Origin of the sequence: Archangium minus (assembly GCF_044360475.1) — a bacterium.
GTDB classification, from domain to species: Bacteria; Myxococcota; Myxococcia; order Myxococcales; family Myxococcaceae; genus Archangium; species Archangium minus.
This window is the reverse complement of sequence record NZ_CP043494.1, coordinates 10,007,553-10,025,067: the sequence shown is the minus strand read 5'-3', so window position 1 is coordinate 10,025,067 and position 17,515 is coordinate 10,007,553. Positions and strand designations below refer to the sequence as shown.

The 17,515-nt window shown below is 67.8% G+C and carries 11 protein-coding genes; 5 read left to right on the top strand and 6 right to left on the bottom strand.

The genetic code is table 11. The annotated features are described in order from the left end of the window. Nucleotides 1-23: 23 nt before the first annotated feature. Nucleotides 24-1,091 carry a PQQ-binding-like beta-propeller repeat protein gene (locus F0U60_RS40920; protein ID WP_395808071.1) on the bottom strand — a complete coding sequence of 356 codons (1,068 nt, stop codon included), beginning with the start codon at nt 1,089-1,091 and terminating at the stop codon, nt 24-26. Between the two features lie 54 nt (nt 1,092-1,145). Between F0U60_RS40920 and add the strand changes: the two genes are divergently transcribed. Next, on the top strand, nt 1,146-2,306 hold the full coding sequence (add, locus tag F0U60_RS40915; RefSeq protein WP_395808069.1) for an adenosine deaminase: 1,161 nt from the start codon (nt 1,146-1,148) through the stop codon (nt 2,304-2,306). Nucleotides 2,307-2,316: 10 nt separating this feature from the next. Here the strand turns inward: add and F0U60_RS40910 are convergent, their stop codons facing one another. Together F0U60_RS40910 and F0U60_RS40905 are read right to left on the bottom strand one after the other, a co-directional pair. Next, on the bottom strand, nt 2,317-4,290 hold the full coding sequence (locus F0U60_RS40910; RefSeq protein ID WP_395808067.1) for an ATP-binding protein: 1,974 nt from the start codon (nt 4,288-4,290) through the stop codon (nt 2,317-2,319). Between the two features lie 106 nt (nt 4,291-4,396). Next, entirely contained in the window at nt 4,397-6,526 is a 2,130-nt protein-coding gene (locus F0U60_RS40905; protein WP_395808064.1) for a PAS domain-containing protein, read from the bottom strand. A gap of 459 nt (nt 6,527-6,985) precedes the next feature. On the opposite strand from F0U60_RS40905, the gene F0U60_RS40900 reads away from it, so the two are divergent. Together F0U60_RS40900 and F0U60_RS40895 are read left to right on the top strand one after the other, a co-directional pair. Then, the gene (locus F0U60_RS40900) at nt 6,986-8,410 is read left to right on the top strand and encodes an RtcB family protein (RefSeq protein WP_395808062.1); all 1,425 of its coding nucleotides are present in this window, start codon (nt 6,986-6,988) and stop codon (nt 8,408-8,410) included. Between the two features lie 122 nt (nt 8,411-8,532). Then, a complete protein-coding gene (locus F0U60_RS40895; protein ID WP_395808060.1) occupies nt 8,533-8,988 on the top strand; it encodes a hypothetical protein in 456 nt (151 codons plus the stop codon). Between the two features lie 66 nt (nt 8,989-9,054). On the opposite strand, the gene glgC is transcribed toward F0U60_RS40895, so the two are convergent. Continuing rightward, nucleotides 9,055-10,284 (bottom strand): glucose-1-phosphate adenylyltransferase, encoded by a 1,230-nt coding sequence (gene glgC / locus F0U60_RS40890; protein WP_395808058.1) that lies wholly within the window; start codon nt 10,282-10,284, stop codon nt 9,055-9,057. A 132-nt stretch (nt 10,285-10,416) separates the two neighbouring features. Here glgC and F0U60_RS40885 point away from each other — a divergent pair, with 132 nt between their 5' ends. Together F0U60_RS40885 and F0U60_RS40880 are read left to right on the top strand one after the other, a co-directional pair. Next, the gene (locus F0U60_RS40885; RefSeq protein WP_395808056.1) at nt 10,417-11,301 is read left to right on the top strand and encodes a diguanylate cyclase; all 885 of its coding nucleotides are present in this window, start codon (nt 10,417-10,419) and stop codon (nt 11,299-11,301) included. Continuing rightward, complete coding sequence (locus F0U60_RS40880; protein WP_395808053.1) at nt 11,302-12,060, top strand: MBL fold metallo-hydrolase; 759 nt, start codon at nt 11,302-11,304, stop codon at nt 12,058-12,060. Nucleotides 12,061-12,071: 11 nt separating this feature from the next. Here F0U60_RS40880 and F0U60_RS40875 read toward each other — a convergent pair whose 3' ends face one another. Together F0U60_RS40875 and F0U60_RS40870 are read right to left on the bottom strand one after the other, a co-directional pair. After that, a complete protein-coding gene (locus tag F0U60_RS40875; protein WP_395808051.1) occupies nt 12,072-13,100 on the bottom strand; it encodes an NAD-dependent epimerase/dehydratase family protein in 1,029 nt (342 codons plus the stop codon). Then, nucleotides 13,097-17,500, bottom strand: coding sequence for an AMP-binding protein (locus F0U60_RS40870; RefSeq protein WP_395808049.1), 4,404 nt, complete (start codon nt 17,498-17,500; stop codon nt 13,097-13,099). Before F0U60_RS40870 ends, F0U60_RS40875 begins: the two co-directional genes overlap by 4 nt. Between the last annotated feature and the right edge of the window lie 15 nt (nt 17,501-17,515).

Here is a 17,515-nt window from a genome sequence, read left to right as displayed (position 1 = left end):
CGAGGTTGGACCTGGGTGTCCGCTCAATGCTTCGGTGGCCGCAACCGCCACGAGAGCACCCGGCCGTCCTGTCCCTGGACGAAGAGCTGATCCCCCAGCACCACGGGCCGGGTCAGGAGCGGCGTATCCAGCCGCAGCGAGAAGACGGGAGGGCCCTCCCGGGGCTTGAGCCCGAGCAACCACCCCTGGCTGCTTCGGGTGGGCACCAACAACCACTCGCGGAACTCCGCCACCTGCGTCACCAGGGGCGCGGGCAGGCCCAGGCGGAAGAGCTCCCGTCCATCCTGGGGCGACAGCGCGAGGAGTAGGGGCTCCTCCGTGCCCACCCAGACATGGCCCTGGGCGAAGCTCGGTGGGCTCGTGAGGGCAGGGGAGGGCGTCTGCCGCCAGCGCACCTGACCGTCAGCGAGCCCGAGCGCGAGCACCTCGCCCTTCCGGGTGGAGACGTACAGCTCCTCCCCCTGGGCCTCCAGGCCCAGCACCTGTGTCAACGGATGGCGCCAGCGCACGGTGCCATCCTGGGGCGACAGCGCGAACAGCCCCGCGTCGCCCAGCACCACCACCAAGACGCCTCCGCCCAGGACGGGGGCGGGCAGGGGCCGGGTGGCATCGGGGCGGGGCTCTTTGGGGGGAAGGGGCCACCGCCAGCGCACCTCGCCCGATTCCACTGCCAGTGCGCGTACGGAGCCGTCCGGGGCCACGGCATAGGCGGAGCTCGCGTCCGAAACGATCGGAGTCAGGACGGCCGGTTGCCCGGTAAGGCGCCAGCGCTCCGAGCCATCGGCGAGCGCGAGGCTGACGAGAGTCCCTCCAACCGTTCCCACGATGAGGGTGTCTCCGGACACCGTGGGGCGCGCGGCGACCTCGCGGCCGAGCTCCACCTGCCAGACCGGCTCTCCTTGGGAGTCCAACCGCAGGAGCCGGCCGGCCTCGTTGCCCACCAGGACCCCATCCTCCAGGGCCACCAACCCCGCCCGGGAGGGGGCATTGGAGGAGAAGTCGAAGAGCTTGTCGGTGGGCTGCCGGCAGGCGGCCATCAGCGCCGCAATGGCGAGCAGTAAGACGAGGCGCTGACAGACGGATGGCGGCATGGTTGAGGGAGGATTTTCAGACCCCTAGGATGCTTGGCAAGGAAGGAACCCGACATGGCTTCAATACGCGACGACGAGCTCCCCAGCTCGACTGGTATTCCCTCATCCGCTCGCCGGGCTGACTGGGCCCCACCCCCGGCCATTCCCGTGACGGAGGAGCTGCTCCACGCTCTGCCCAAGACGGACCTGCACTGTCACCTCGACGGCTCCATGCGGCTCAAGACGATCCTCGAGCTGGCCGAGCAGCAGAAGGTGAAGCTGCCCGCGGACACGGAGGACGGCCTGGCCAAGGCCATCCACATGGGCGAGGTGTGCGAGAGCCTCGAGGACTACCTGGTGGCCTTCGACGTGACGCTCTCGGTGCTGCAGACGGCCGAGTCCCTCTACCGCTCGGCCTACGAGCTGGCGGTGGACGCGGCGGCGGAGAACGTGCGCTACATCGAGGTGCGCTACTCGCCCGCGCTGCACCTGCAGAAGGGCCTGAAGATGACGACGGTCATCGACTCGGTGCTCGAGGGCCTGCGCGTGGCCAAGCGCGAGACGGGGATCAAATACGGCGTCATCGTCTGCGGCATCCGCCACATCAACCCGCAGACGTCCATGCGGCTGGCGGAGCTGTCCGTGGCCTACAAGAACCGGGGCGTCATCGGCTTCGACCTGGCGGGCGCCGAGGCGAGCTTCCCGGCCAAGGACCACAAGGAGGCCTTCCAGCTCATCCTCAAGAACAACGTCAACTGCACGGCGCACGCGGGCGAGGCCTTCGGGCCCGAGTCCATCTCCCAGGCCATCCACTACCTGGGGGCGCACCGCATTGGCCACGGCACGCGGCTGCGCGAGGACGGCGACCTGCTCAACTACGTGAATGACCACCGCATCCCGCTGGAGGTGTGCCCCACCTCCAACGTGCAGACGGGCGCGGTGCCGAGCCTGGACGCGCACCCGTTGAAGTTCTACTTCGACTACGGCCTGCGGGTGACCATCAACACGGACAACCGGCTCATCACCGACACCACGGTGACGAAGGAGCTGTGGCTGGCGCACAAGGAACTGGGGCTGTCGCTGGAGGACCTGACCACCATCATCGTCTCCGGCTTCAAGAGCGCCTTCCTGCCGTTCCGCGAGAAGCAGGATCTGCTGCGCCAGGTGAACCAGGAGATCGCCCGGACGCTGGCGGACTTCGAGAAGCGGCCGCAGGCGGTGAAGCAGTCGGCCTGAGCCGGAGGTCTCACGGGGCGGGGGGGCTGGCCGGTGGCGCGTGCGCGTCGGCCGCGCCCTCCACCACCGGGAGGGTGAAGGAGAAGGTGGAGCCGAACCCCACCTCACTCTCCACCCAGATGCGGCCGCCGTGGTGCTCGACGATGTCCCGGCAGATGTAGAGCCCCAGCCCCAGCCCTCCGAAGCCCGAGATGGGGGCGTTGCGCGCCCGGAAGAAGCGCTCGAAGAGGTGGGCCTTCTGGTCCGGCGGGATGCCAATGCCCGTGTCCGTCACGGACACGAGGGCCTGGGCGCCGTGCCGCTCCACGGTGATGCGGATGGTTCCGCCCATGGGGCTGTACTTGAGGGCATTCTCCAGCAGGTTCACCAGCACCTGGGCGAGCCGTCCCCGGTCTCCCTGGATGGTGAGCGCCTCGTCGGGTTCCTCGTACTCGAGCGTGTGGTGGGTGCTGACGGGGCGGAGCTCCGCGAGCACCTCGCGGATGAGCTCCCGGAGTGGCACGGGCGCCTGCTTCAGCTCCAGCCTTCCTGCCTGGATGCGCGAGGTGTCCAGCAGATCATTGATGAGCCCGGAGAGCCGCGCGACCTGGGTGAGCGCCTTCTCCACGTGAGGGAGTGGGCAGGGTTGTCCGGACACTGCCTTCTGCTTGAGCACCTGGAGGTGGAGCTTGAGGGGGGTGAGTGGAGTCTTCAACTCGTGGGAGGCGATGGAGAGGAAGTCGTCGCGCACGCGGATGGCTTCCTGGGCCTCGCGCAGCAGCCGCTCGCGCTCCGCCTGCGCACGGCGCTCCGCCGTCACATCCCGGTAGCTCCACACGCGGCCGATGAGGGTGTCTCCCAGCCGCTGGGGGCGCGAGTAGCGCTCGAGGATGCGCCCATCTCGCATCTCGAAGGTGTCGAAGCTCTCCTGCTCGGGGGCCACGCGCAGCGCCTCGACCCGCTCGCGGAACTGCTCCGGGTGCTGGACCTGGGTGAGCGCGTACGTGAGCAACTTCTGGCCGTTCCAGTCCTTCCGTAACTCGTCGGAGATCCGCCAGAGCTCCAGGAACCTTCCGTTGTAGGCCGTGACTCGCCCGCGCCGGTCGACGACCACCACTCCATCCGCGGTCGAGTCGAGGGTGGCGCGCAGCAGCGAGACCGTGTGCTCCAAGTGCTCGCGCGCCCGGCGATGCTCGGTGACGTCCACCATGATGCCGCGCAGCTCTCGGGGGGCGCCGTCCTCGGAGACCACCGTGACGATGTCGCGCAGCCACACGATGCTCCCATCGGCGGCGATCATCCGGTACTCGAATTCGTGCGGTCTGCACTCAGCCGCCGCCTTCATACAGAAGCCGGGGGCCCAGTCCCGGTCCTCGGGGTGCAGGTGTTGCAGCCAGAAGTCAGGCTCCTGCATCCATTTCTGGACGGGATAGCCCAGCAGGCGTTCGGCCTGCTTGCTGACGAACGTGAAGCGGAAGTTCGGATCCGTGGACCAGACGATGCCGTCGACGCTGTCGGTGAGCTCCACGTGCTCGCGCTCGGTGCGGGTGAGCGCCTGGGCCACCTCTTCCGGCGGTCCCTCCAGGGCCGTGTGGACGGTGGGCGGTTGCTGGGGCGTGGGCCGCTGGGGAGAGGAGAGGATTTGGACGGTGCCGATGAGCTCTCCCGCTCCATCCGCCGAAGCTTCAATGGCGCTCAGCTCGACGGACAGGCGGACGAGTCTTCCCTCCGTCGCTTCGGCATGGAACTCGACTGTGCGCGACCCACCTGTCTTGGCCACCCCGCGCCAGGCCTCCAGCACCCGGTCGAGATCCTCCGGGCACACGAGCCGGAGGACGAAGCCCGATGTCCTCCACTCCTCCAGGGAATGGCCCAGGGCGCGCAGAAGGGACGGGCTCACCCATCGAAAGCGAGGAGGGATGCCTGCTCCGAGCCAGAGCAGGGGGGCGGCACTCGCAGAGTCGGTCGCATCTAGCCTCTTCTCGCTGCGATGCGTATCAGCCATGGCTCCCTTCTTCTCCGTGGGCTGTCGCGATGCCCTTGGCATTCAATATCCACCGTTGCTTAAGGAGTCCCGGCAGCTCCCTTGCTGACCGGTTGGGCGGGAGGGCTCAGGTTCGCACTGGAAGGGTGAAGCGGAAGGTGGCGCCGTGGCCTGTCTCGCTCTCCGCCCAGATGTGGCCGCCGTGACGCTCGACGATGTGGCGGCAGATGTAGAGCCCGAGTCCCATTCCTCCGAAACCTGAGATGGGGGCGTTCCGGGCCCGGAAGAAGCGCTCGAAGAGGTACTCATGTTGGTCCGCCGGGATGCCGATTCCGGAGTCCGAGACAGAGACGAGGGCGTCTGCTCCGCTCCGGGTGAGCGTGACGCGAATCGGTCCTTTCTGGGGGCTGTACTTGAGCGCGTTCTCCAGCAGGTTCGTCAGCACCTGCGCGAGCCGAGCCCGGTCTCCCAGGACGACCAGCTCCTCCGCGCACTCCTCATACTCCAGGGGGTGGTGGAGACAGTTCGGGCGGAAGTCGGCCAGGGTTTCGCGCAGGAGCTGCTGGAGCGACAGGGGCTCATGCTCCAGCTCCAGACGTCCTGCCTCGATCTGCGAGGAGTCCAGCATGTCGGAGATCACCCCTGAGAGGCGATCCACCTGGGCGAGTGACTTCCGCACGAGGTGGGGTGGGATGGGCTGATCGGAGGTGCACCGCTGCTCGAGCATCCGCAGATGGAGCTTGAGGGGGGTGAGGGGGGTCTTCAGCTCATGCGAGGCGATGGAGAGGAAATCATCCCGGATCTGAATGGCCTCGTGCGCCTCGCGCAGCAGCCGCTCGCGCTCCGCCTGTGCGCGGCGTTCCGCCGTCAGCTCCACGACCACGGCGCCGAGGCCCACGATTCTGCCGCTCTTCGTCCGGACGGGGTAGTAGCTGACGCGAAAGTACCGCAGCTTGCCCGGGGTGGCTGGGACCTCGAGCTCCAGGTCGAGTCCAATGACGGGCTCTCCCGTCTCGATGACCCGGCGCATGAGGGGCTCGATGGTGGCCGCCGCGTAGGGCGTCATCTCGCGGAGTGTCCGGCCCACCTCCTCCTCCCGGGTCCTGCCGTGGAGCAAGGCCAGCGCGTCGTTGGTCCGGATGAAGCGCAGGTCTCGGTTGAGGAAGCCCATTCCAATGGGCGCGTTGTTCAGGAAGGTGTCGAGCAGGGCGAACGATTCCTCCAATTGTTCGCGCGCGGTCTGCTCGGCTGCGAGCAACCGCTCCTGCTCTGCCTTGGCGCGGCGCTCCTCCGTGACATCCCGGAAGCTCCAGATGCGTCCGATGATGGTGTTTCCCAGCCGTTGGGGCAGCGAGGTGCGCTCGAGGATGCGCCCGTTGAGGAGCTCGACGGTGTCGACGTCCTCCTGCTCGGGAGCCGCATACAGCGCATAGACCCGTGCGCGGACGAGTTCTGGATTCTTGAGCTGGGCAACCGCGGCCGCGAGAACCTTCTGGGGGTCCACTTCTCCTTGCAGAAGCTCATCGGGGATGTCCCAGATCTGCAGGAACCGCTTGTTGAAGGCGGTGATCCGCTGGTTCCTGTCCACCACGAGCACGCCATCGGTGATCGAATCGAACGTGGCGCGCAGCATCGAGGCCACCTGCTCCAGCGTCTCCCGGGCCTGGCGCTGCTCGGTGACATCCACCATGATGCCGCGCAGTCTCAGGGGCCGCCCTTTCTCGGCAAGCACCGTGACGAGCGCCCGCAGCCACACGCTGCGTCCATCCGTGGCCAGCATGCGGTACTCGAACTCGTAGGGCCTGCGCTCCCGGGTCGCCTTCATGCAGTAGGCCTGGGCCCACTCGCGGTCCTCGGGATGGACGTGGTTCCTCCAGAAGTCCGGCTCCTGGAGCCATTGCTGGGGGGGATGGCCGAGCAGGCGCTCCGCCTGTTTGCTGACGAAGGTGAAGCGGAAGCCCACATCGGCTTCCCAGACGATGCCGTCGAGGGTGTTGACGAGCTCCTCGTACTGTTGCTGGGTGCGGGTGAGCTCCTGCTCGAGTGTCTCGTGTTGGGCGGACGCTGGCTTCACGGGCTCGCTCGCGCTGAGGCGGGCACATGCTCCCAGGCACTGGCCCTCGTTTCCGAAGACAGGAAGCACCAGGGCTCTCATTCGCTCGTCCCGCTCGCCGCCCTCGCAGACCGTCTCCCTTCCGGTGAGCGCCGTATGGAGGGCCCTCATGAGCCAGGGAAAGTCATGGAGTACTTCCTCCATGAAGCGTCCTTCGGGGGACGCTCCGTTTCCCCACCCGACGGCAGTTGCCAGCTGGCGGTCTATCCGACCAATCCGACCCTGGTTGTCGACAATCAACGTGGCGTGGAGGCTCCTGCCCACCTGCAGGAGTAGTTCGGGAAAGGAGCGCACGGAAGCCCCCAACCTTGCTTCACGTCCATGCCCGTCGGCTGTCGTCATGGGCTCCTCTGCTCCCCCTGCGACGAAGCGTCTCTCCGCCACATCAAATCTGCAACACCTCACGGTCAGGACAAAGTCGGCTCCGCCCCTCCTTGTCCTACCCAGCGTCTCTCGGTGTGTCAGGCGAGCGCGGGCTGGAGCGTCCTTCAGGCGGTGGACGCCGCGCTGCGTCCACGACCGCGGCTGCTGACCCGAGGTCTCGAATCCATTCGTACCGGTCCCCCGTGCCCCTCCGGGCGCGGGCCAGATTCCGAGAAGGTCATGCAGCCGAACTTGAACCGGCTCCTGCGGGCACTCGCCCGTGAGGGGCTCGATGTGACGTACGACGGTCGTGTCTACACCGTGCGCCTCCAGGGGGATGCGAATGCTCCGCCCGCCGAGGTGCTCCTCCCTCCGGACCTGCCCGTGGAGGGCAAGGCCTTCCAGCAACTCGCTGCGCTCGCCGCGCTGAAGCACCCGGGCGGTGGCGAGGTGAAGCGGGTGCGCGCCACGCCGGACTTCCACCCGGGAGACGCAGGGGTGGCCATTGGCTCGGTGGTGCACACAGAAGGGCTGGTGGTGCCCGGTGCGGTGGGCACCGACATCAACTGCGGCATGCGCCTGCACGTCGCGGACATCCCCGTGGAGGCCTTCCTCGCCCGCCGCGACGCCTTCGTCGAGCGGATGAAGGGCCATTACTTCTTCGGCACCCGGAACGTGGCGCTGGGCTCGCGCGCGGTGGAGGCGTTGTTGCGCGAGGGGCTTCCCGGCTGGCTCCTGGAGACACTGGAGGAGCCGCTGGGCATGGTGGCGAAGGCGGACCTGGAGCAGCTCGATCGGGAGTCCGCGCGGGTGTACCTGGGTGGGGCGCTCGAGGGAGATCCAGCCTGGGCGCCCACGGGGCTGCGCCGGGAGGGCGTGGTGAGAGACCCGGGGCTGGCCACCATTGGAGGCGGCAACCACTTCGTTGAGGTGCAGCGAGTGGAGGCGGTGATGGACCGCGCGCGGGCGTGGGAGTGGGGTGTGCGCGAGGGACAGCTCGCGTTCATGGTGCACTCTGGCTCCCGGGACATGGGCAGGCACGTGGGGCTCACGTGGCAGGAGCGGGCAAGGGCGGCCTGGCCGGTGGGGGCTCCCTTCCCAGAGAGCGGGATTCTGCCGTTGGCGGACCCGGAGCTGGTGCGCGAGTACCTGCGGGCCGAGGCGACGGCGGCCAACTACGCCTTCCTCAACCGGCTGCTGCTGGCGGAGCTGTTGCGGCTCACCCTGCGGGAGCTGTTCGGGGACGTGGAGGCGCCGCTCGTCTACGACGTGCCCCACAACATCACCTTGCCCTGGGAAGGCGGGTGGCTGGCGCGCAAGGGGGCGTGCCCGGCGGAGGCGGAGCAGCCGGTCATCATCCCCGGCTCCATGGGGGCGGCGTCCTACCTGATGGTGGGGTTGGGCAACGCGCGGGCACTGGCCTCGGCGTCACATGGAGCGGGGCGGGCGCGCTCGCGCTTCTCCTTGTCTCGCGGTGGGGCGGACCACCGGGAGGAGGCGCTGGGCCTGACGGGGGTGGACTGCATCACCCTTCGGGCCGAGCGTCGTATTGAGGAGGCGCCGGCGGCCTACAAGCCCATTGGACCGGTGGTGGCCTCTCAGGTGGAGGCCGGCATCGTCCGGGAGGTGGCGCGGATGGCCCCGTTGATGACCTTCAAGGCCTGAGGAGGGTGGGGAGGCCTCAATTCTCTGGCGCTCTTCCCCTCGTCCGGGTGGAATCCGCCCGCGCCTCGGCCCCTGGGCTCGTGGCAGCTCTTCTCATCCACCTACGACAGGGGGAAACGCACATGGAGAATCGTCCTGAGGACTTTCCGGGCATGCCGGGAGCAACGAACACGGCCGCGGCCCGGGAGGCTGTGGCCACGCCGGCCATCCTGCTGATGGTGACGGGGGGCCTGGGGGTGGTGATGGCGTTGTTCGGGCTGCTTTCGTCGGCCATGGGGGGCGGGGAGCTTCCTCCCGACCTGTTCGAGGCCAACCCGGACCTGGAGCAGCTCCGCCCGTGGCTGGAGCGCTCGCGGTCCTTCGGGGCCTTTGGAAACGTGCTCACCCTGGCGCTGAGCGGCGTGACGTTCTTCGGCGGCCTGAAGATGAAGAACCTGGAGAACTTCGGCCTGGCCATGGCCGCCTCCATCATCGCCATCCTCCCCTGCTTCGGGCCGTGCTGCTGCATCGGCATCCCGGTGGGAATCTGGTCGCTGGTGGTGATCAACAAGCCCGAGGTGAAGTCGGCCTTCCGCTGAGGTGACGTGTGTGTGACGTCCGAGGAGGCCCGGAGCGCTCGGCTCGGGGCCTCCCGGAGGGGTGGCTCAGGCGACCTTCATCCCCTTGGGGATGACGACCACGCCACCCGGAGTGACGTGGAAGCGGCGCCGGTCCTCTTCCAGGTCGTACCCGATGGTCATCCCGGGGGGGATTTCCACGTTCTTGTCGATGATGGCGCGGCGGATGCGGCAGCGCCGCCCGATGGTGACGTTCTCGAAGAGGATGGAGTCCTGCACCTCGGAGAACGAGTTGACGCGCACCTTGGGTGAGAGCACCGAGCGGTGCACATGGCCGCCGGAGATGATGCAGCCCTCGCTCACCAGCGAGTCCGTGGAGTGGCCCACCCGGTGGTTCTCCCGGTCGGCGAAGACGAACTTGGCCGGCGGGAAGTTGTTGGGCTGGGTGTAGATGGGCCAGCGGTCATTATAGAGGTTGAAGACGGGGTCCACCTCCACCAGGTCCATGTTGGACTGGTAGTAGGTGTCGATGTTCCCCACATCCCGCCAGTAGCCGCGCTCCTTCTCCTCCTGGCCGACGATGACGTTGCGCGCGAAGTCGTACACGTACACCGGCTCGCGCTTGTACAGCTCGCTGATGATGGACTTGCCGAAGTCATGGGCGCTCGACTCGTCCGCGGCGTCGCGCACCACCTCCTTCACCAGCAGGTCGGTGGAGAAGAGGTAGTTGCCCATGGAGGCCAGGCACATCTTCGGGTTGCCGGGCATGGGGGGCGGGTTCTTGGGCTTCTCCACGAAGCCCTTCATCCGGCCGTCCGGGCCCACGTCGATGATGCCGAACTCCCGGCCCTGCTCGATGGGGACGGGGATGGCCGCCACGGTGCAGGTCGCCTTCCGGTCGATGTGGAAGTCCAGCATCTGCTGGCAGTCCATCCGGTAGACGTGGTCCGCGCCGAAGGCGAAGATGTAGTCCGGCTCCTCGTCCGTGATGATGTTGAGGTTCTGGTAGATGGCGTCGGCGCTGCCCTTGTACCAGTCCATGCCGGTCCGCATCTGGGCCGGGACGGTTTCCACGTAGTGGCCCAGGAAGGCCGTCATCCGCCAGGCCCGGGACAGGTGCTTGTTGAGCGAGTCGCTCTTGTACTGCGTCAGCACCTTCATCCGATAGATGCCGGAGTTGGCGAAATTGGAAAGGACGAAGTCGATGATGCGGTAGCGCCCGCCGAAGGGCACAGCCGGCTTGGCGCGTTCACGGGTGAGGGGTTCCAGCCGGGTTCCGGCGCCCCCTGCGAGGATCATTGCCAGCAGTTTGGCCATAGGAGACGCAAGTTACCCGGGGGCAAGCGTCCTTCAAGGCCGCTCTAGAGCGTTCGTTGAATACCCAAACCGGGGGGGAATGGCGGGCCCTCGTGGCTTCTACCGGGGGAGCCGTGCTATGTCTCGAAGGCGATGGCTGGCGACGAAACCCGAGTAACCAAGATCTCCTCGATCAAGGATCTGGCGACCCCGGTCGAGGCGGAATGCTGCATCGTGCAGATCCACGGGCCGGAGCTGGGGAAGAAGTACACGCTCCAGGAGACCGAGTTCACTATCGGGCGTGAAGAGGGCAACCACATCGTGGTGGACCTCGACAACGTCTCGCGCAAGCACGCGCGCATCCTCCGCAGGCAGGGGAGGATGTTCGTGCAGGACCTGGGCTCCACCAACGGCACCTACCTGAATGACCAGGAGGTGACGCAGGAGACCCCGCTGCGCAGTGGCGACCTCATCAAGGTGGGCGGCTCCATCTTCAAGTTCCTCACCGGTGACAACGTGGAGCTGCAGTACCACGAGACCATCTACACGCTGACGATCGTGGATGGCCTGACCGGGGTGAACAACAAGCGCTACTTCCTCGAGTACCTGGAGAGGGAGATGGGGCGGTGCCACCGCTACGGGCGCCCGCTGACGCTGATGATGTTCGACATCGACTTCTTCAAGAAGATCAACGATGTCCACGGGCACCTGGCGGGTGACTACGTGCTGCGCGAACTGGCGCAGACCATCAAGCGGATGGTGCGCAAGGAGCAGTGCTTCGCGCGCTACGGCGGCGAGGAGTTCGCGCTCGTCATCCCCGAGGACGGGGCGGACAAGGCGCGCATCTTCGCGGAGAAGATTCGCCAGACCATCGAGAAGAAGCACTTCTCCTTCGAGAACCAGGACATCCCGGTCACCCTGTCGCTGGGGGTGGCGGACATGACGCCGGAGATGATGGAGCCGCTGCAGTTCATCAAGCTGGCGGACGCCAACCTGTACAAGGCGAAGAAGACCGGGCGGAACCGGGTGGTCGGCTAAGTGGCGGACGGTCGTCCTTCGTTGTTGCTCCGGGGCCTGCTGGTGCTGGGTGGCCTCGGAATGCTGGCGGCGGGCGTCGCGTGGAAGCAGGTGCCCAGGGCCAGCGAGCTGCGCATCGAAGTCGCACCCGAAGTCGTGGGCCTGAGCGACGGCCAGTCCTATGCCTGGGTGATGCGGACCCGGAACGGGGCGGCGCTCATCGACACCGGGGCGGATTCGAGCGGCGAGAAGCTGCTGGCCGAGCTGCGTCAGGAGGGTTTGAAGCCCGAGGATGTGCACACGGTCCTGGTGACGCACGGCCACCGGGACCACTGGAGCGCGGCGCACCTGTTCCCCAAGGCGCGGGTGCTCGTGGGGCCGGGAGAGGCCGAGGTGGTCCGCGGCGAGCGAGCGCTGCACAGCCTGGCCGGTCGGTTCCTCGCGCGTTTCACGAAGCAGCCCCCGTTGCCCGAGCGCCTCGAGGAGGTGGAGGCCGGGCAGACGCTGGACGTGGACGGAGAGTCGCTGCGCGTCTTCCACGTGCCGGGACACACCCCGGGCAGTGTCATGTACCTGTGGCGGGACATCCTCTTCTCGGGCGACTCGCTGCTGGGCGGCTCGGGTGAGGTGGTGCTGGCTCCGACGGTGTTCTCGGAGAGCACGAAGGAGAACCGGAAGTCGCTGGAGCAGCTGAAGGACGTGCCGTTCACGCGCATCGCGGACGGGCACGTCGGGCTGACGAGCAACGCGCGGCTGAAGCTGCGGGCCCTGCTGAAGTAGCCCGCGCTCCCTCAGGTCCTCTCGCGCAGCTCCTCGAGCCGGCCCTTGGTGCCGGGGAGATGACCCGGCGCCATCCGCGTGTACAGGTACTGCACCGTGTCGTGCAGCGTCTCGTGGACGTCGCGCGCCTTGAAGCCCAGCTCGCGCTCGGCCTTCGAGGAGTCCAGCCAGAACCAGTGCTCGCCGATGTCCACTTCCTGCGGATCCAACGTGGGCTTCGTCCCACGCCACTTGGCCACCTGCTCGAGCACCTTGGCCCCGAGCACGTTCACCCGCGGAGGCAGCTTCAGGCGGGGAGCGGCCACGCCCGACAGGCGCTCCAGCCGCTGGAAGAAGTCCGGCATGGACATGTTCACGCCCATCAGGTGGCGCCCGTACACCTCGCCCTGCGTCAGCGCGTTCACGAAGGCATCCGCCAGGTCGCGCACGTCCACGAAGGACATGCCTCCACCGGGCATGGCGGGAATCTCGCCCTGCAGGAACTTCAGCACCGTCCACGTGGAGGACAGCCGCTCGTCCCCCGGGCCCATCAGCAGGCTGGGGTTGAGCACCACGAGGGGGAGGGCGTGCTTGCGGCAGAACTCCAGCGCCAGCTTCTCCTCGTAAATCTTGGACAGGTAGTACGGCCAGCGTCCCACCACCTCGATGGGGTAGTCGTTGTCCTCTGTCTTGACGCGCGCTTCCTTGGACACGGCGATGGTGCCCGAGGTGGAGGCGAGGATGACGCGCTGCACGCCGGACTCGCGCACGTCCTTGAGCAGCTCGCGCGTGGAGTCCACGTGCAGCTCGTACATCTTCCGCGCGTCCTTGTCCTGGAAGGAGACGAGCCCCGCCAGGTGGTAGAGGGCCTGCACACCCTCGAGCGCGCGCCGGACGGCGTCGCGGTTCTTCAGGTCTCCTTGGACGTACTCCACCTTGTCGAAGCCCGGGCCCACCGGCTTGGAGCGGCCGATGATGCGCACCTCATGGCCCGCGGCGACGAGCCGCGGCACCAGGTGCGAGCCCAGGAAACCGGTGCCTCCGGTGACGAGCAGCTTCACGACTCGCTCCCTCCCGAGGACAGCGCGAGCCGCTGCTCCTCGATCGTCGCGGATTCATCGAAGTTCAGCACGCGGCCGGCGGCCAGCGCCTGGATGGAGTCCTCCGCCAGCCTGGTGGCGTAGCGGTAGCTCTCCGAGCGCGCCATGCCGTGCGTCTTGGCGCGCAGCATCTCGTACGTCAGCGCGGGCCCGATGTGGGCCTCCAGCTCGCGCGACTTGGGGAGCATGCGGCCCTTGGGCAGCGCCTCGTAGGTGCCCTTCAGGTAGATGGGCAACACGTCCACCTGGTAGGTGAGTGCCAGGTAGCCGAGGGTGGGCTTGAACTCGAGCAGCTCCCCCGTCGTCGAGCGCGTGCCCTCGGGGAAGATGAGCAGGTTGAAGCCCTGGCGCAGCGCGTTGCCGGCCAGCCGCAGCGACTCGCGCAGCGAGCCGTGCCGGTCCATGGGGAGCAGGTCCGTGAAGTTCTCGAAGTACGCGCGCTTGAGCGGCGTATCGAAGAAGTAGTCGCGCGCCGCGAGCGTGGTGAGCCGCTGCCCCTGCTCGCCGAGCACCACCTTCACGAGCCCCATGTCCAGGTGGCTCGTGTGGTTGGCGATGACGAGGAAGTTGCGGTTCATCGGGATGAAGGGCTTGCCCGTCACCTTCACGTCGAACAGGCCGCCGAAGATGGCCTGCTGACCGAGCCGCACCAACTGCCGGCCCACCGTGACGAGCGGCTCCGGCACCGGAATCTCCACCTCCTCGGAGCTCGTCGTCTCCCGGGTGATCTCCTTGGCGCGCGTCTCCACGGAGGGGCGGCGTCCGCTGGACACGACGAGCTTGCGCAGATCGTCCACCGTCTGCACGTGCGTCAGATCGCTCACCGCGGGCAGCGGCACGCCGGCCTGCTCCAGGGCCACGGACAGCTCGGTGAGCATCAGCGAGTCCAGGCCCAGGTCCACGGACAGGCGGGCCTCGGGGCGGATGTCCGCGAGGGGCTTGTTCACCACCTCGGCGATGAGCGGGTAGAGCCAGTCGGCCACACCCCCGGTGCTCAGCACCTTCTCGCGGGCCTTCTCACCCGAGGAGGCCAGCCGCTCCAGCCGCTTGAGCTCCTCCACCACCACCTTGCGCTTCACCTTGCGCGACGAGGTGCGCGGCAGCTCGCCATCCCAGAAGCGCAGCACCTTCACGCGGCGGTAGAAGGGCATCTCGTTGCCCACCTTGCGGAAGTGCTCCTCCAGCTCGCGCCGCACTTCCTCGCGGGGCCGCTCCTTGTAGTCCGGCACGCACAGGCAGGCGACCTTCTCCCCGCCAGCCTCGTCCGGCAGGCCGACGATGGACAGCTCCTTGATGTGCGAGTGGGTGCTGTACACGTCCTCGAGCTCGTCCGGGTAAACGTTCTTCCCGTTGGCATCGATGATGACGTCCTTTTTGCGACCCACCAGGTACAGCCGGCCCTCGGCGTCGATGCGCCCGAGGTCGCCCGTGTACAGCCAGCCCTCCTTGAGGACGGCGTCGGTGGACTCCTTGTCCCCGAAGTAGCCGGCCATGACGTTGGGGCCGCGGGCGATCACCTCGCCGATGCCCTCGGTGTCCGGGTCGAGGATGCGCAGCTCGATGCCAGGCAGTGCCTTGCCCACCGTGCCCGCCTGGCGCTTGTTGATGTTCGTCTCGGACACCGTCAGCACCGGGGCCGCCTCGGTGAGGCCATAGCCCTCGATGATGTTGAAGCCCAGCTGGTGGAAGGCCTTGTGCACGTCGTCCGGCAGCGCCGAGCCACCCGACACCAGGAACTTGATCTTCCCACCGAACTTGCGGTGCACCGGCCAGAAGAGCAGCTTGCCCAGGTTGAGGCTGCTGCGGTTGCGCAGCTCGCCGTGCGCCGACATGAGCGACTTGATGGCCTGCTCCACCAGGGGCGGCCGGCTGGCCATCTCCTGCGTCACCTTGCGGTGCAGGAGCTGCCAGAGCGCGGGCACGCCAATCATCGCCGTCACGCGGCCCGTCTCGAACACCTCGCCCAGCCGGTCCGAGGTGAGCTCGTCGATGTACGTAATCTCCGTGCCGCGCGAGAAGGGCGTGAGGAAGCCGGCGGAGAACTCGAAGGTGTGGTGCAGCGGCAGCACGGAGAGGACGGCGTCACCCACGCCCACGTTGAAGGCGCCCGCCAGCTTCGCGATGAGGGAGGCGAAGTTGCGGTGGGTGAGCATCACGCCCTTGGGCGTGCCCGTGGTGCCCGAGGTGAAGATGAGGCTGGCCACGTCGTCCGCGGCGGCCGTGCGGCGCACCGGCCCGATGTTGTCCGGGTACGCGGGGTCTCCGCTCATCGCCTCGGCGAAGCTGACCACGCGCGTGGACAGGCCGGCCCCGGTCAGCGCCGCCTCCAGGCCCGGCAGCTCCTCGGCGGCCTTCTCCGAGAGCAGCAGCACCTTCGCCTCGGAGCGACGGGCGATATTGACGACCTCGGCCTCGGTGAGGCTCGAGTCCACGGGGACGGCGGTGGCGCCCGCGCGGAGGATGCCGAAGTAGGAGACGGGCCACTCGGGCCGGTTCTCCGAGAGGATCATCACCCGCTCGCCGCGCTTGACGCCTTCCTTCATCAGGAAGCTGCCCACGCGGTTGGCGTAGCGGTTCACCTCGCCGTAGGTGAGGCGCTCCTCCTTCTCGTTGGCGGCATAGCGGAAGGCCACCCGGTGGCGCCACGCGTTGACGCTGGCCTCGAGCATCTCCAGCAGATCGCGGTTCGCGGGGATGACCGTGCGCCGCTTCGTCTCCTCCTCCATGCCTGGGAACACCCACTTCTCCAGGCCGGGCAGGTGGGTGTCGAGGAAGTAGGTGCGCCAGTCGATGGCCTCCGGCGCCCAGGGGATGAGGGCCCGGTCGTGGGCGGCCATGCGCGCGTACACCGAGCGGGTGTTGTCGCAGCGGAAGACGTAGCGGTTGTCGTAGAGGAAGGGGAGGAAGAGCTCGATGAGCCCCACCAGGCTCTGCGCCTGGTTCTCCACCTCGTCCAGCGTCTCGCGGGCCTTCTCCAGCACGGCCTGCACGTTGGGTGCGCCCCAGGTGGGCTTCACCTCGTCGATGACCTGGCGCAGGAAGCGCGCGCCCTTCACGAACATGGGGGCGCTGAGGTTCTCGAAGACCTGGCGGCTCACGGGCACGGGCTCGACGCGCGAGCGCACCTGGTTCATGAGCGAGTTGCCCGTCTCCTTGTTGCGGTAGTAGCGGCGGCGGTACAGGCCCACCAGCTCGATGGAGCGGCTGGCGTAGAACGGGTTCACGTCACCCGAGGCCAGGTTGTAGACGCGCCGCTCCTCCACCTGCATGCAGTGCGCGGTGATGCCGATGGTGGCGCCGGCCACGTGGTCCACGGGGATCATGTCCAGGATGGCCCGGTCGCCCGCGGGGATGTTGCGGTGGCCCTTGATGCCGGCGAAGGCCAGCGGCGCCGAGGTGGTGAAGCCCTCGTTCCACCCGGGGAAGGGGAAGTGCTGGGCGGACTCGACGATGGAGGGCCGGACGATGGCGTAGCGCAGGCCCGGCGTGCTGGCCATCACCTGCTCGCCCAGGCTCTTGGTGTACGTGTACGTGTTGGGCCAGCCCCAGTGCTTCGCCCGCTCCATGCCGGCGCGCACCAGCTCGCCGGTGAGCCACAGCTTGCGCTCGCGGCCCATGGCCAGCCGCAGCGTCTTGTCGTCCGTGGCGTCGCGGCCCTCCTGCTCCAGCCGCTCCAGGGCCTTCTTGCGGAAGAGGGACGCCAGCGCCTTGTCATCCGCCTGCTCGCGCAGCCGGGCGACGATCTTCTCTGCGTCCGCGAGCTCCTGCTCCAGGCTGAAGTCGCGCCCGTCCAGCTCGTCGCGGCGGGGGAAGTAGCCCACCACCTCCTCGTCCTCGAAGACGAGCCCGCTGCGGTTGCCGGCCACGAAGGCGGTGGACATGTGCACCAGCGGCACGCCCCACTTCAGCGCCAGCTCCACGGTGTACTTCACGCCGTGGGTGTTGACGTTGAGACCCACCTCCAGCGATGGGTTGAAGGACACCAGGCCCGCGCAGTTGACGATGGCGTGCACCTTGCCCGTGAGCGCGTCCGCCTGCTCCGGCGTGAGGCCCATGAGCGGGTCGGTGATGTCGCCGTCGAGCACCTCGCACTTGCGGCGGATGTACTCGAGCGCGCCCTCCTCGCCGTGGGCGTCACGCAGCGGTTGGAAGGGCTCGCTGGTGGCCACCTTGTCGAAGAAGCGCTGCTCGGCGGACTTCGCATTGCCCTTGCGCACCAGCACGTAGAGCTTGTCCAGCGCCTCGCCGTAGCGGGTGAGGAGCATGGACAGGGTGACCTTGCCCACGAAGCCGGTGGAGCCCGCGAAGAGCAGGCGCTTGCCGGAGAAGACCTGGGAGACGTTCAGCTCGGAGACACTCATCGTGGGGAACTCGGG

Excerpts from the sequence above, each read along its gene's own strand:
- add (WP_395808069.1), top strand. The coding sequence starts at position 1,146 with ATGGCTTCAATACGCGACGACGAGCTCCCCAGCTCGACTGGTATTCCC.
- F0U60_RS40905 (WP_395808064.1), bottom strand. The coding sequence starts at position 6,526 with ATGGAGGAAGTACTCCATGACTTTCCCTGGCTCATGAGGGCCCTCCAT.
- glgC (WP_395808058.1), bottom strand. The coding sequence starts at position 10,284 with ATGGCCAAACTGCTGGCAATGATCCTCGCAGGGGGCGCCGGAACCCGG.
- F0U60_RS40920 (WP_395808071.1), bottom strand. The coding sequence starts at position 1,091 with ATGCCGCCATCCGTCTGTCAGCGCCTCGTCTTACTGCTCGCCATTGCG.
- F0U60_RS40895 (WP_395808060.1), top strand. The coding sequence starts at position 8,533 with ATGGAGAATCGTCCTGAGGACTTTCCGGGCATGCCGGGAGCAACGAAC.
- F0U60_RS40910 (WP_395808067.1), bottom strand. The coding sequence starts at position 4,290 with ATGGCTGATACGCATCGCAGCGAGAAGAGGCTAGATGCGACCGACTCT.
- F0U60_RS40870 (WP_395808049.1), bottom strand. The coding sequence starts at position 17,500 with ATGAGTGTCTCCGAGCTGAACGTCTCCCAGGTCTTCTCCGGCAAGCGC.
- F0U60_RS40885 (WP_395808056.1), top strand. The coding sequence starts at position 10,417 with ATGGCTGGCGACGAAACCCGAGTAACCAAGATCTCCTCGATCAAGGAT.
- F0U60_RS40900 (WP_395808062.1), top strand. The coding sequence starts at position 6,986 with ATGCAGCCGAACTTGAACCGGCTCCTGCGGGCACTCGCCCGTGAGGGG.